The sequence below is a fragment of the Luteibacter sp. NPDC104163 genome, from assembly GCF_055584245.1.
The window spans coordinates 1-14,703 of record NZ_JBVJMK010000005.1; the positions used below are offsets into that span (position 1 = coordinate 1).

At 66.3% G+C, this 14,703-nt stretch carries 11 protein-coding genes; 1 reads left to right on the forward strand and 10 read right to left on the reverse strand.

Going from position 1 to position 14,703, the window contains the following annotated elements; genetic code table 11:
- Positions 1 to 171: 171 nt before the first annotated feature.
- From ACZ6YI_RS07920 to pilV, 9 genes are all read right to left on the reverse strand, one after another.
- A complete protein-coding gene (locus tag ACZ6YI_RS07920; RefSeq protein ID WP_465778140.1) occupies positions 172 to 3,237 on the reverse strand; it encodes a discoidin domain-containing protein in 3,066 nt (1,021 codons plus the stop codon).
- 79 nt (positions 3,238 to 3,316) lie between these two features.
- Positions 3,317 to 4,186, reverse strand: coding sequence for a class I SAM-dependent methyltransferase (locus tag ACZ6YI_RS07925; protein ID WP_465778141.1), 870 nt, complete (start codon positions 4,184 to 4,186; stop codon positions 3,317 to 3,319).
- A gap of 35 nt (positions 4,187 to 4,221) precedes the next feature.
- Positions 4,222 to 4,620, reverse strand: a complete 399-nt coding sequence (locus tag ACZ6YI_RS07930) for a VOC family protein (protein ID WP_465778142.1) — start codon at positions 4,618 to 4,620, stop codon at positions 4,222 to 4,224.
- 44 nt (positions 4,621 to 4,664) lie between these two features.
- On the reverse strand, positions 4,665 to 5,261 hold the full coding sequence (locus ACZ6YI_RS07935; RefSeq protein ID WP_465778143.1) for a GspH/FimT family pseudopilin: 597 nt from the start codon (positions 5,259 to 5,261) through the stop codon (positions 4,665 to 4,667).
- A complete protein-coding gene (locus ACZ6YI_RS07940; protein ID WP_465778144.1) occupies positions 5,258 to 5,695 on the reverse strand; it encodes a type IV pilin protein in 438 nt (145 codons plus the stop codon). The genes ACZ6YI_RS07935 and ACZ6YI_RS07940 overlap by 4 nt, the downstream gene beginning before the upstream one ends.
- Before the next feature lies 1 nt (position 5,696).
- The gene (locus ACZ6YI_RS07945; RefSeq protein ID WP_465778145.1) at positions 5,697 to 9,476 is read right to left on the reverse strand and encodes a pilus assembly protein; all 3,780 of its coding nucleotides are present in this window, start codon (positions 9,474 to 9,476) and stop codon (positions 5,697 to 5,699) included.
- Between the two features lie 11 nt (positions 9,477 to 9,487).
- Positions 9,488 to 10,075 (reverse strand): pilus assembly PilX family protein, encoded by a 588-nt coding sequence (locus tag ACZ6YI_RS07950; protein WP_465778146.1) that lies wholly within the window; start codon positions 10,073 to 10,075, stop codon positions 9,488 to 9,490.
- A complete protein-coding gene (locus ACZ6YI_RS07955; RefSeq protein WP_465778147.1) occupies positions 10,072 to 11,400 on the reverse strand; it encodes a PilW family protein in 1,329 nt (442 codons plus the stop codon). Before ACZ6YI_RS07955 ends, ACZ6YI_RS07950 begins: the two co-directional genes overlap by 4 nt.
- Positions 11,397 to 11,945 carry a type IV pilus modification protein PilV gene (gene pilV / locus ACZ6YI_RS07960; RefSeq protein WP_465778148.1) on the reverse strand — a complete coding sequence of 183 codons (549 nt, stop codon included), beginning with the start codon at positions 11,943 to 11,945 and terminating at the stop codon, positions 11,397 to 11,399. The genes ACZ6YI_RS07955 and pilV overlap by 4 nt, the downstream gene beginning before the upstream one ends.
- Before the next feature lie 295 nt (positions 11,946 to 12,240).
- On the opposite strand from pilV, the gene ACZ6YI_RS07965 reads away from it, so the two are divergent.
- A complete protein-coding gene (locus ACZ6YI_RS07965) occupies positions 12,241 to 12,687 on the forward strand; it encodes an acetyltransferase (RefSeq protein WP_465778149.1) in 447 nt (148 codons plus the stop codon).
- Between the two features lie 93 nt (positions 12,688 to 12,780).
- Here ACZ6YI_RS07965 and ACZ6YI_RS07970 read toward each other — a convergent pair whose 3' ends face one another.
- A complete protein-coding gene (locus ACZ6YI_RS07970; RefSeq protein WP_465778150.1) occupies positions 12,781 to 14,658 on the reverse strand; it encodes a hypothetical protein in 1,878 nt (625 codons plus the stop codon).
- Positions 14,659 to 14,703 lie beyond the last annotated feature (45 nt).

The window sequence follows — 14,703 nt, forward strand, 5'->3', positions numbered from 1 at the left end:
GTTTACTTTGTTTTTGACCAATGTGGTTGTTTGCACCCATGTTTTTTGGGTCGCTTGGTTTTGGGGGGGGGGGGGGGGGGGGGGGGGGGCTGGCCGCCCCCCCCCCCCGCCCCCACCCCCGCTCCCACAATCAGGTCTTCCCACAACCACGTCTTCTCACCATCAGGTCTTCTACAGTTCTGCCTTTAGTGTGTGGAAGGGGTGGTCGAGGCGGATGCCATCGGCGTCCCAGGTGGTCGCGGGCTTGCCATCGACGGTCACGCTCTTCGGTTTCGTCCGGCCTGGCCAGAACACCCGCACTGCCGTCCCCGCGCGGATGCCCTTGTCGAGCGTCACGGTGAGCGTATCGCCCTGGCGGCGCGCGGACAGGTTGAGCACGCCGTACGCGACAGGCAGTTTCGAAACCTTCAGGCCGGTGCCCGCCACCCATGACGGCGGTGCGCCCGGCAGCAGGTACAGGCCGTCGTCCGCCTCGCGCATCAGCATGCCGAAGATCAGCCGGGCATATTCGGCGCCGATCCACGTGTGCGGCATGTCGCCGAGGTAACCCGGGTGGCGCAGGCGCGAATGGACGACCTCGGCCCACATGTTCCACTCGGGCGGCCGCCGGTCACGCACGATGGTGCCGAGGAGCTCCGCGGCGTCCGCGGGCCGGTCCAGGTAGACATAGGTCAGGACATTGCGCAGTTCGTAAGGCGTGTACGCGAAGAGTTCGCCCGGCTGCTCGCGCTTGCGCACGTCGGCCAGGTAGCGGTCGAACGTCGTGACCAGAGCGTCATGCGGCAGCACGTCCATCTGCCCGGCGGGATCGAGGGCGATCGAAATACTGGTCGGGTCACCGTCGCCGAGGTCAGCCGCCGCCGGGATCGTGTCCACGCCTTTCCACGCCATGGTGGCGCGGATCGAGGCACCGACGGACTCACGCAGCGCCGCATATTGCGTGCGCGCATACGCGGCCAGTTCCTTGTCGCCCCACCGGTCGGCGAGCCAGGCACCATCGTGCCAGCCCTTCAGGGCCCACCAGTCGTCCCAGTAGCTATGCGTCGGGCTCGAATAGCCCTCGTGGCTGATCGAAGGGGCGATGATGCCGTGGAAACGCTGCGGGGCAGGCTGGTCGGCGAGGTAGCCGGGCACCATCGTGCGCTCGCGCAGCTCCTGCATGAAGTGCATCGCGGCGCGCACCTTGGGCAGGTAAGGGCGAACCGCCTCGGGCCCGCCACCGAAGCGGGCGACGTCGGCGACCAGGTTGATGAATTCGCCCTGGCTGTCGTACTCGATATCCGAGCCAAACCCGCGGTTGACCGTGCCATCCGCGTTGAGGATCGGCGAGACCAGCCCGTTCTCGTGCACCGCATGGCTGGCGTACCAGTCCAGGTAATCGCGGGCCGTCTTCACTTCACCCATGCGCAGCAGGATCGAAGCGGTGGCGGCGCCGTCGCGGATGAACGAGCGGTTGTAGTTGCGCGGGCCCGCCTGCATCGCATGGCCCGTCTGGTTCACCAGCATGTACGCGGCTTGCGAGCGCAGGATGTCGACCAGCGTTTCGTCGGGCAAGGAAAGGCCGACGCTGCCCAGGCGTGCCTGCCATTCGGCGGAGACGTTGCCGGCAAGTGCGTCGAACGCAGCCGCGGTGATCCGCGTGCTGTCGATCGCGGGTGGTTCGGGAAGCGATCCATCGGCATTCGCCGGCGTCGTGCCCAGTGGGAAAGCCACGACGACGTCGCGGGTTTCACCCGGCGCGAGATGCACGTCGTAGGCGAGCGCCCCCGCGGCGAGGCCCTGCGGATCCTGCACTGATACAGCCTGTGGCAGCTGGTTCGCGGCGATGGCCGAGGTGATCTCCGTGGCGCCGTGGTCACCGAAAGGTGCGGCGCCCATCGCGTCGGGCTTGCCCAGCGGCACCAGCAGCGTGCGGCCGTTCACATCCACCTTGGCGGCGCCAACGCTGAGCGAGCGGATGGGCGACGGGCCGCCGTTCTGCCAGGGCGGATTCACCTGGATCGGCCGCACCACGAGGAACAGGCGGCCATCGATCGCCGTCGTCCCCTGGTTCGCCAGGCGGTGACGGAGCAGGATGACGGGTTGGGCGCCGTCCTGCACGGCGAAGGTTTCCGCCGTCACGGCGAGCCCGGGCGCGGCCGTCCAGCCCACCGATGGCATCGGCTTCCACCGGTCGCGCAACGCATGCGTCCGCTCACTGTTATCCGCGATGCTCGCCTTACCATCCGTACCGCGCCAGATCGCCTGGACCAGCGGGCCGCCCTTGAACGGCTCGATGTCGCCGTACTCATCGAAGATGGCCTTCTGCAGGCCCGCTGGCACGCCAACGTCCGTCCAGTACACCTGCTGCATGTGCAGCGACGACGGGAACAGCGCGGCGTTCGCACGCGACGCAGCGATCTGGTATCGCTTCATCGGTGTCATCACCCGTGGGGGTGCAAGGAAGCGGAGGCGCGCGATCGTCGGCTCACTGCTCCCCGTATCGAGGGCGAGACGCAGCATGGTCGCCTTGAACGGCGCATCGGCCGCCAGGTAGGACACCTCGCCAGCGTTGCCCGGGTCGCTATCGATCGTCTTCCATGCGCCGGACGCATCCTTCGCCTGCAGCGTGGCCGCCGGGCGTGGCCCGGTCCACGTCACCTCGATGCCAGCGATGTCGAGCGGGCGCGGCAGGCGGATATCGACCTCGCGCTTCGCGCCGGTTCCACCGACCTTGCGTGGGTGTCCGTCCGCCCAGAGCGAGGCGGCATCGCCGTCGCCGGCAAGGCCCGTGACCTGCGCGGCATCGCTGGCGGCGATCGGTTCGAATTCGAACACCGAGACGCCCCAGTCCGCGGTACGCGCCGGTGCGGCCAGGCGCACGTAACGCGCATCTTCCGCCGGGAAAACGAGGTATTCCTCGCCGCCGGGTGAGTCCGTGACCGTGTAGACCGGATGGAAGGCCTTGCCGTCGGTCGACACCTGGATCGAGTAGGAGGCGGCGAATCCGCTATCCCAATGGATGCGGACGCCACCGACGCGCGCCACCTTGCCCAGGTCCACCTGGAACCACTGGCCGGGGCTGAAGGATCCGCCCCAGCGGGTCGTTTCATCGCCATCGATCGCATGGGCGGGTGCGAGGGCGGGAACCTGCTGGGAGGAACTGCTCGCCTGCCAGCTGCTGCGTCCCGGCAGGCTGGCGGAAAGTGCGGGCGTCGCAAGCAGGGCCGCGACGGAGAAGCAAAGCATCAAACGCATGGGGTACCTCCGGGGAGGTTTCACAGCCTAATCACGTAACGCGATGAAACACAGCCCTCGCGCGTGATGGGGTTCTCGCTCAGCGCCGCGTGCCGTACACGCCGTCGAGCACCGGCTTTGCGGTGAACCCCGCCTTCTCGAGGCGCGCAGCGACTTCGCTGGGCACATCCCGACCCGTGGTCAGCTTGTTCGGGCTGCCGGTGTAATGGAACAGCCGGCCGCCGCGCCGGAGCACACGCGCCAGTTCGTTATAGAACACCTGCGAATAGAGTTCACCGGCGATGCCGAAGCGCGGCGGGTCATGCAGGATGGCATCGACCGAGGCGTCCGCCAGAGCCGTGATCCGTTCGGACACATCGCCGTGGGTCAGCTCGAGCCGCCCGCCCGCGCTAGCGGCGTCGGGGTCGGGCGACCACGGGTTGATCGTGCGCAACCACAGCACATCCGGGTTTTTCTCGAACGACACCATCCGCGCGACGCCGGCGTCGAGGCAGCAGGCGGCGAAATAACCGAGCCCGCCACAGGTATCAAGCACGATCTTGCCGCGCGGCTCAACCAGTGCGACCTTGCGCCGTGCGTCGTCGAGCGGTGATTCCTTCGAGGTGGGCAGCATCTTGATGCCATCGATCTCGAAGGTCGGCACGCCCCATTCGGTGGGAACGAGCTTGATCAGCGAGCCCGAGAAGCGCGACACCGGCTCAAAGGACGAGCCGTCCCATGCGTAGATGGTCCGGGCCTTCACCTTGCCCGGGTACGGATACGTTTCGCCGCGCCAGGTCCAGCCGCTGTCATCCAGCGTGGCCGTGCCGTCACTGCGGCCGAGGTCGAGCGATCCCTGCCACGTGCCGGCGCCGGCCTTATGCGCGGCAAGCAGGGCCTGGGCCGTGGGTTCGGTAAGCAGGGGGCCGGTGTAGTGCGCCAAGGGAGTGCCAGGAAGGAAGCCAGCCATGCATGATAGCTGGCCCGGACTGGCCACGCCGCCGGTCAGGCCGACGGGTGCGGGTGCCCGTGGAACACGGCTTCGATATTGTGCCCGTCGGGATCCAGGACGAATCCGCCGTAATACCCCTCGTGGTAATGCGAGCGCGGCCCCGGCGGGCCGTTGTCGCGGCCACCGTGGGCCAGCGCCGCTTCGTGGAAAGCGTGGACGAGCTGGCGGGACGCCACCCGGAATGCCACGTGCACCGGCGGGCGATTCGGCTCGCCCTTGTAAATCCAGAAATCCGACTTGCCGCCTTCGCCGAAGCCCGCGACATCCGTGCGGCCGGTCACCGTCGCGGGGAATATCGCCAGCAGTTCATACCCGATCGAGGCGAGCACCTTCTCGTAGAAGGTCTTGCTGCGTTCGAAATCGCTGACGGTCACGCCAGTGTGGTCGATCATCGGGCTTCTCCTGCGGAAGGGGCAGGGCCGGACTGTAGCGCAAGTCAGGTGCCGCAGGTGTCGGTCGTGTTGAGCTTGGTGCCAGCCGAGGCGCCGAAGGCACTGATGCCGATGCGCGAGCCCGGCACGCGGGTCGTGTTCTGCCCCGGGAGCGCGCTACCGGTGGTGACGGCGCAGAGGATGAAATACATGGGCTGCGTGGCGTTGGTCCGCGTCCCGACCGGCTCTAGCTGGCCCTGCTGGCCGAAGGTGACCACGCCGGTATCGAACGCGCGCGCGGACACCTGGTTGAGCGCCGTCCCCACGCGCAACAAGGCCATGCCCTTGGACGTGTCAGTCGTGTAGACATCCGTCGCCGTGGTGGTCGCCACCGGGTGCGCGTAGACCAGCCAGCCCGTTTCGTAGGTTTTCGTGCCGGCGCACGTAGCGCCATCCGAGCTCGCGCATACCGAGACATAGGTCGCGCGCAACACGGCCTCGGAGCGCGCATAGTCGATGGCCGCCTGGAGGTTATCGGTCGCGCTGCGCAGGCGATGCTTCTGGATCGTGGTACGGAACGAAGGCACGGCGATCGCCACGAGCATGGCGCCGATCACCAGCGCCACCATCAGCTCCACGAGCGAGAAGCCGCGCGCTTTCACCAGCAACTCCCGTTCGACGTGATTCCGGACTGGCCCTTGACGCCCGTGTTGGTGATCGTCAGCGAGGCGCACGCGTCCTTCTCCTGCGCGCCGCCCTTTACGGGCGCGGCGGTCGCCGTGAAGCCCTGCGCAGCGAACGTGTTCACCGTGCTGACTGCCACGGTGGCCTTGTAGTAGCCGCTATCGGAAACCGCGGTCGTGGTCGTGGAGAAGCCGATGGTCTGCAGGTCCGCGTACTTGTTCTGCTGGGCGTAATAACGCTCCTCGGCGTTGGCGATCGCCATCAGCAGCTTCTGCCCATCCGCCCGTCGCGCACGAAAGCCGTAGCGGTTGTACTGCGGGTAGGCGATGGCGGCGAGGATGGCCATCACGGCCAGCGTGATCATCAGTTCGACCAGGGTGAAGCCGCGCCGGCGCGGGCGGTAGAAGGGCATGTCAGTTCTCGCTGTTCAGGACGCGCCATCCGCGGCGGCGCGCGGTGGGAATCGCATTGCTTGGGGTATTGCCACCGATCGCCGTCGGCTGGCCCGGGATGTACGAGCGGCCGCCGGAAAGGCTGGCCGCCGTGCTGAGCGCGCCCGAGGTCGCCGCACCCGTGACCCGTGCGCCCGCGAGGGTGAAGCCGTTGCCGAGGTTGTACGACGAGGTGCCGATCGACGCACCGTACGCGGCACCGCCGGTGGTGCCGTCGACCGACAGCACGGAGCCCGAGCTCGATGTCGTGCAGGGATCATTGGCCGTGGGGATGAGCGTGCTGAACGTCACCGTGCCGGAGCTGGCATCCAGTGCAGGCGTGACGACGACGCGCTCACCGGCTGGATTGTTCAGGCTGATGGTCCAGCCCGATTTCGTGGTGGGCACGGCGTTGCTGGTGAGGCCGATGGCGCCGGTCGTCGCATCCACCGACATCGTCTGTGCCACCAGCGAGGCCACGCCGATCGGCGTTGTCACGTTCGCCCCGGGGTCGCGGACGCCATAGATCGCCTGCGCCGTGGTGTCCGCGGTATCCGCGGTACTCAGGAACCGGCCGGTGCCGAACACCACCATGAAATAGGCGGAATTGGGATCGGCCACCAGCCGTGGCGCGGTGGTGATCGACTGGGCATTCGCCGTGGCCGGCTTGAACAGCAGGCTCACGCCTTGTGACTGCGTCGTGCTGCTCAGCGAGGCATTGGAGAGATCGATGCGCCACAGGTTGCCATCGAGGTCGCCGGCAAACGCGACGTCCGCGACCTGGTCACCATCGTAGTCGCCCAGCGTGGGCGTGGTCAGTCCGTGGCTCGTGGTCGCGCCAGCCCCCGTCGGCGTGCGGATCTCCTTGAGCAGCGTGCCGGTCTGCGCGTCCAGGATGAAAAGCGAACTGTACGCGTTGCTCGCGGCCGTCACGGTACTGTCGTCGGGGAAGTAGCCGCCAGGAACGAGGACCACCCAGCGGCCGACCGTCTTGTTGGTATCCGCATTGCTCCACGCGATGCGCGCAATGACCGGCGTGCCGAAGGTGTATCCGAGGTTGGCCGGTGTACCGGCGGTGGACACGCTATCGCTGTTGAACTCCCACAGGACCTTCGACGCGACCGCGGTGGGCGTACCGAGTGTCGTTGCGGTCGGGTCGGTGATATCGATGCCGAACACGCCGCGGCCACCGTAACGCAGCGAACCGACGAGCAGCGTATGCCAGCCCTTGGTCGTGTTGTTCGTCATATTGGCCGCATTGAAGAACACGTCCCCGGTCACCGGGCTACCGTCGACAGTGGGAGTGAACGTGTAGCCTTTGAGCTTGCTCTGGGCTGGCAGGTTCGGGTAAACGCTCGCAGGCACATAAGCCCACATCTCACGGCCTGGTGTCGCGTTGGCGTCGCTGGCCAGGCGCGCATCGAACGCGTGCAGCATGCCGTCGTTCGCGCCGACGTAGACCATGGCCGGGCGCGCTGCCCACTTGGTGAGGAACGCGAGATAGCTGTCGGTGCTGACCGCCGCGGCCTCGGGTGAGCCCGTGGGGAAGCTGTCGCTGTAGTTGCCGGTGGGCTGCGCCACGTAAGCCGGCTGCGATCCGAAGACCGCCCCCATGATCGAGCCGCGCGTACGGAAGGTGCTGCCTTCGCCGGTCCGCGTGCCACTGAGCCAGGCGACGCGCTGCTGGCCGAGCGTATCGGTGGTTGCCGTGGAACCCGTGCCATCGGTCGAGTTCAGGATCGCCTTTTCGTTCGTGCTCAGGTTCGCCCATGCGAAGGGCGTGCCGGTGCCCGTGCCCGGCCCCGTGCTGGTGGCGATGAGGCGGGGATCGCTGGCAAGGGCGCGTTTGTCCAGGGTATCGGCGGTGGTCCACAACGTGGCGCCGACGACACCCGCGGCGCTGACGGTCTTCGCCTGCAAGGTACCGCCCCAGGTCGTCGTGTCGTAGCCCGCGTAATAGGCGACGGCATTGGCGGTCAGCACGTTCGTGCTCAGGCTCAGCGTCAGCGCGGTCGAACTGCTCGCGATCACCGAGGAGAGGATGCTGCTCAGGCTGTTCACCAGCGACGTCGGATCGGCAGCGCTGAAGTAACCGCCACGGCTGTTGACGGCCGCATGCCAGGTGTCATCGATGTTGACGGCGCCACCACTGGTATCCGGCGTCGGCCACGGCTTCGTGCCCTTGCGTAGTGCGGTGTAATCGGCATCGTAAGCCAGCGTGCCGGAGATACCCATGGTCACCATGTATTGCGACATATGCTGCCAGGTGGCCGGGTCATTCGAGGGGTTGAAGTAGACCTCAGGCGTCGCACCCGGCTTGGTCGGGTCCACCGTGGCGCTGGTGGCGGTCACGCCGGTCGTCAGGTCGGGCCAGTACGCCGGCACGTTGTTGGTGAGGTCGGTGCGCAGGTCGGTCGCCCAGTAAGCGAAGGCGATATCGGCGAGTGACGGCGACGTCGTGCCGCTCTGGTTCCAGTAAATCTTCGAGTTGTTGTCGGTGATCGAATACGCGACGTTGTCCGGCAGCGTGATGGACTTGTTGTCCGGCGGGGTTACCGTGCCTGGCGAATCGCCGTTCCAGTACCCGTCGGTCACCAGCATGTGGAAGTTCTTGCGGCATGCCAGTTCGCCCGGCGTGCTGGTACTGCCGTTCCAGTACGGATCCTGCGCGGTCGGCGTGGTCGTGCTCAGCTTGCGCTTGAAGAATTCGCCGGCCGCGATCGTGGCGACGCGGGTCGGCGTGCCGCCGCTTGCAGGTACGCCATAGATCCAGTTCATGAACTGGCTCCGCCAGCACGTGTCCGACGTGCTGGCGGCGGTGCAGCTGCTGCCGTTCGCCAGTTCGAGGATCTTGCTGGATGTAGCGAGCGGCCCGTAGGGCAGGCCGGCGTAAAGCAGGGCGCTGGTGTAATAGCTGCCGCTCCCGGACTGGCTTTGCAGCGTCTGCCAGCTCACCCGGACTGCATTATCCGCAATGGCGCCGAACACGCGGCCCACCGCCGCGCGTGCATTGAAATTGCGGGTGCGGTAGTAGCTGTACCAGATGGCGAAGTTGGCCTGGGTGGCGGCCGATTCGTTGGCGACCAGGTGGTACGTGCACTTGCTCTCGTCGGTGCCGTTGGTGCAGACGTAGTAGAAGGCACCGGTATCGTAGGTGGTGACCTTGTTGATGCCCGTGCCCGTGGTCTTCGATCCACGCACGTTGGTCGGTATCTCGAGGACACCACAGTTGATGTTGCTGCTGTACCAGCCAGGTTCATTCGCATCGCGCGGGCAGGGCGAGTTGCCGGCGAGGGTATTGGTCAGGAAATTCGTGCTGAATGCGCTGCCGAGGTTAACGGTGACCGGATCCTTGTACACCGAGGCGCCCAGCAAGCCGCCCGACGGGGACCAGCACTTCTTGCTGAGCGTGTTGGCGCAGTAGCCGTCGCGCCACGCGGCCGCGAAGGTCGGCGTGCCCAGTGGCTGCCCGAAGGCATCCGGAGGCACGACATAGGTGACCGTCGGATCGAAATAGATCGGGTTGCCACCGGCGGAGTAGTAGTACTTCTTGTCGTACGAGCTATCCATCGCGTCCGGAATGGACGTCGAGTTCATCGAGCCGGAATCGTCGAAGGTCACCACGATGTTTGGCGCCACCTTCGAGGTGACGCCGGGCGGCGTACGGCTCAGGGTCACGGTGCCGGCCTGCGCCGCCGTGCCTATGAGCAGCGTCGCGAGGCAGGAGAGCAGGGCGCGCCAGGAAAAGGAGGGGCGAGGCATGGCGGTGTCCTTCAGCTCAGCGTGCACGCGAGGAGGTTGGGCGTGACGAAGGTGGACTCGACGACGCGGATGCTGTTCGGGCCCCCGCCGGTGGCGCGGGCGGTGATGCGGTAAAGGTAGAAGCGCGCGGTCGTACTGCCGCCGGACCCGGCTTCAACGGCCCGGCTGGTGGTATTCGGCGGCGCGCGGTCCTGGCCGAGCAGCTCGACGATATACCGGGGGTTCGCGGCGAGCTGGGCACTCGCCAGCGTCGCGTCGGTCGGCGTGGCCATGTAATTGATCGCGACGGCGGCACCCTTGTACTCGGTCGCGCCATCGGTAACCCAGGTGGACGCGTTGCGGAACGCAGTGGCCTTGGCGCTTACCGTCGCGGGGTTGCTGGAGTTGTAGCAGCCCAGGCTGGTATCACCGGAGAAGATCCGCCATTCGACGCCGCGAAGGGCGCTCTCGGCCGCCCAGTCGGCCTGCTGCGCGTTGCGCAGGGCACCCGCGAGGCGCTCCTGCAGCAGTGACCGGCTCGAGCTGGTGATGGCGACGATCGTCAGCAGCAGCAGGAAGATCAGGGCGATGACGAGGACGGCGCCGCGTTCCTTCTTCATGGGTTGTAGTTCCTCACCGAGACCAGCGTGGTGAACTCGCGACGCAGCATGTGGTTATCGAAACCCTGCTGGCTCGGCTTGACGACGCGCTTGGTGTCGTCGGGCGATGAGAGCCCGGTAATCGCGGTATCGCCGTAATACTGGTATTGCATGTCACCGCTGTTCAGGGCGTATAGCGGTTTCTGTCCATCCATCAGCAGGTGCACTTCGATGCTCTGCACGGAACGCCAGAGGCAACCGGGGTCCGTCCCCAGCGTGCCCGGGCTGGACGATGCGCAACTGGTCGCGCTGTCGATGTCGGCGGCCGAACGGAAGCTGGTGTTACCGGTGGCGTCCATCACGCCATAGAGGAAGTCAAGTCGCTCGACGCCGCGCACGACCTCCGAGCTGACACCGTTGAGTCGGCGCATCAGCGCACCGGTCTTGTTGCCGTTGTTATCGTCGACGACCTGCAGGTAGTAGGTGACGGTCTGGTAGTCGCGGTTGAAATCGAAAAGGCGCGGCGAGACGCCCGTCGGTTGCGACAGGGTGGTGTAGTTGGAATCCGCGGTGACGGTGGTGCCCGATACCTTCGCGCTGAACACCTGGGAGGCATTGCAATCGGCAAGCATCATCAGGTCGCCGCTCTTGATATCGCCGGCTGGCGGCTCACCCGTCTTCGGAGACAGGGAGATGCTTGTCACGACCTGCGAGGCGGTGGTCATCTTGCTGCCCGTCCCATCGAGGGTCCAGCCGCGCGTACCGTTGAGGTAGCGGATGGTAAGGATGTCGCTGCCCAACACGCGGTTGCCGGTCGCGGTGCCCTGGGCCGGGATCACCCCCGTGCTGGTCGAGGGACCCTTGGGATCCACCGGCGTGCAGGCCGTGGCGGTGCAGTCGTAGCCGCGCATGCCGTACCACGAGGGCAGGATGAACGGCGCGGTTGGCGCCGCGGGGTAGGTGTTCGTTCCACTCGTCGCGCCCCAGGACGTCGTCACATCCTGCATGGCGGATTGCAGCGTGGCACCGGAGAGGATGACCTTCGGCGCGCGCAGGTAGCGATCAAGGGTCAGGGCGCCATTGGACAGCGCCGCCGAAGCGCCACCCATGTTCGAACAGTACTGCGCGTTCGCCATGCGCAGGTCATTGGTGAGCGCGGTGATGGCGAACCGGCCGCCCTCCTGGAGCCGCGCGAGTTGCGCCTGCACCAGGCTGCTGCTGGACGTGGTCGTGAAGATGTTGACGATCCCTATCGCGACCAGGATGCCGAGCGCCATGGCCACCATCAGTTCGATGAGGGACATGCCACTGGCTGGTCGGCGGCGGGTGGCCTTGCACTGGTTCATGGCTGGAAATTCCAGGCGTACGTGCGGGTCACCACGCTACCCGTGCCGGCGCCACTGTTGGATGCCGTCGCGGTGCTGTTATCGGTGGCGGATCGCTCGATCCAGGTGATCTTCATAACGCAGTTGCCAGCGTAGGGTGGCCGCATCTGCAACTGCGTGGCATTGGCCGTGACGCCTTTCGTGCAGGCGATGGAAGCGCCCGGGTTGGGCAGAAAGGTCTTCAGCTGCGCGCTCCACTGGGCCTGGTCACGCTTGGCGAGCTGAGCCGGCGTACACGCGGCGGCCTTCGTACAATCCTGGGTGACGGTGAGCGGATAGCTCGTGGAATCGTAATTACCCGACCAGACACCAAGTGGGTTGGCCCGCATGCGATCCGCCATGCCCATGGCGACGAATTCCGCCTGCGTGCGCAGGTAACCCATCTGGTTGGATCGGAATGAGATAATCAGAAGACCCGCGAGTCCGACCACGCCGATGCCGAACACCAAAACCGCTATGAGCACTTCGATCAGGGAGGCGCCGGTGGCTCTGCCTCGTGATGACATACAACCCCTTGCTTGCTTGTGTGTTCTTTGCATAACGCCCCCGAGCAGGCACCGAGGCGGCGAGCGCATGGTATCGATCGTCGGGTTTCATCATCCTGCACGGAATGGGTGCGAATGCTGCAAATCCGGCATTTCAAAGGCCGCTGATTACAACGTAACGCGATTAGCGTGATCAAAACATCACAAATGTGATTCGCATGTCTTTCACACGCGCTTGATTCAACGATTACATCAGCCGCGCGTTGACGCGACACGCGTCGATAGTTGCTACGACATGCATAGGATGAAGCAACAAATGATTACGAAATATCTCATTCGCAAAGCGACACCCGATGATCGTGCGCCGCTGCTTGCACTCTGGTTACGCTCGGTACGCGCGACTCATGCCTTCCTGTCTGAAGCGGACATCGAAGCACTCGTGCCCGCCGTGCGCGATGGTGCGCTTGTCGCGCTGGAGGTCTGGGTGCTGCACGGTGAAGAGGGCACGCCGGTTGGTTTCATGGGCCTGGACGGCCCGAAACTCGAGGCGCTTTTCATCGATCCGGACTACGCCGGCAAGGGCGGCGGTTCACGGTTGCTCGCACATGCGCGCGCGCTCAAGGGCGCGCTGACAGTGGACGTAAATGAGCAGAATCCTGCGGCGCTGGCTTTCTATCTTGCGCGCGGGTTCGTCGTCACCGGACGTTCCGAGACCGATGGCGACGGCAGGCCGTTCCCGCTACTGCATTTGCAGGAGGCGTAATAGGAACAAGACTTATTGTGGGAGCGCGCTTGCGCGCGATAAGCCAAAACAAATCGCGCGCAAGCGCGCTCCCACAGGGTTTCGTCTCGCGTATTACTCGAGGCCGGTCCAGCGATGCCGCTCGGCCATGGCCAGGGCCAGCTTCGGGCTGCGGCGGGCGACGCGCTCGTTCTTCTCGCGTTCGGCGCGGATCGCCGGCCACGCGGCAAGGTAGTCCGCGAGTACCTGCGGATCGCAAACGTAGCGCTGGAGCGTCTCGGGATTCGCCGAGCGCAGTGCCACCGCGCCGTTGTAGCCGCCGAAGCCCTGGGTGGCGCAAATCGCGCCGCCGTTGGCGTTGCCCGGCGAGGGCTCCGCCTGCAGGTGGAAGTGCCCGGCGACTTCCGCCAGATCCGGATCGATGCGGCGCAGGGTCGGTACGCCCGGTGCCTTCTGGCCCAGCACGTACTGCAGCGCCTGCGACATCGCCTTCAGGCCGGTCTCGCCCATGGTGTGGCCGTCACCGACGGCCTTGGGGGTACCGACGAACAGCTTCGGCAGCTCGCCCTCGCGCTTCTGGCGCTCGGCGGCGCCACGCAGGCCCGCCAGGGCGGTGCCCAGGTCGGTCTTGGAGTTCGTGCGCGTACCGGTCGCGTGCGCAGCCAGGTACTGGAAATCGTCGACGGTGTAGCCGTGGGCCTGATAGGCCATGTCCAGCGCCTGCACCAGGGCGTTCTCGCCGCCGAAACCGACGCCGGCGAAGTGGGCCTTGCCGCCGGCCTCGCCGCTGGTGCCCCAGCCGACGATGATCGAGGTGATGTCGAGCTGGTTGCGCAGGGCGAACTCCAGCGTCGTCACGAGCAGGCCGGAGCCGCCGTGGCCGACCACCGTACCGTCGGCATCGATATCGAACGGCGCGAGCGAGTCGTGCACGCTGCGTTCGGAACCGTCGCCGTGCGCCGCGTTCTTGGTGGCCAGCTTTTCGCCGGTCATGAGCGCGCCGCCGCCGAAGGCCTCGAGGATGCCGTAGCGCGGCTGCAGCGCGGCGTCAGCCGCGGTGAGCAGCACGAGCTGCGGGCGCTGGAAGCCGGGGTAATCGAACAGCAGCTGCGGCGCGATGTCCGACAGCGCGATGAGGCTGGAGGCGCAGGCACCGACCGCCGTGGCGGGCGCCTGCGGCACGCGCATGAAGCCGACATCGTCAGACTTCAGCGACTCGCGCAGATCCGGATTCTTCAGGACGCGGCTGATGCTGTAGGAGGGCGAGAGCATCGTCGACACCAGCGCCGGGCCGTGCGAGCCCAGCGAATGGGCCAGGCGCACCGCGAAGGTGTCCTTGGGGATGCCGCCTTCAGGAAGCGGTGCATCCGGGCGCAGCCACTGGCCCAGGGCGTCGTCGCCACCGAACGCGGTGGCGGAGGCCACGCGGAAACCAAAAGGATTCGGCACGATCTCGGACAGCGGACGCGGCAGGCCAGCCAGCGCGCCCAGCGCGCCGTAGGCAAAGAGCTGGGCCTGGAGGGAGGGGCTCAGCAGCGGATCGTTCTGGAACAGGCCATGCATTTCCTTCAGACCCGACGCGCGGATGTCTTCGTAGCGCAGGCCGGCCAGGCGGCGCAGGCCCACGGTCTCGAGGTCGTGCGGCAGCGGCGCGGCGATATCGGTGACGACGCGCGGCGCGAGATCACGCACGCCTGGCACGTGCCGGATGCCCATGTTGGCGCGCAGTTCGGCACCATGCAGGCGCTTGAGTTCCGCCAGCGACACCGGCTGGCCGGCGTGTTCACCGGTGGCCCAGCGCATGCCCTCGGAGGCATCCACCGTTTCGGGGTCGAGCTCCACCAGGCCAGCGTCGAACGCGGCCAGCGCCAGGAATTCCTCGGATTGGGCCACGAGGGCCTGGTAGGTTTCGGTCGAGCCCACGGCGGAGAGGGTGCAGGCAGTACCGACCGTCACGAGGACCTGGTCGCTTCTCAGGGAGCTTTTCGACATTGCGCGTGGGTATCCGAACAGATCAAACGGGAATTATAGGCGGAG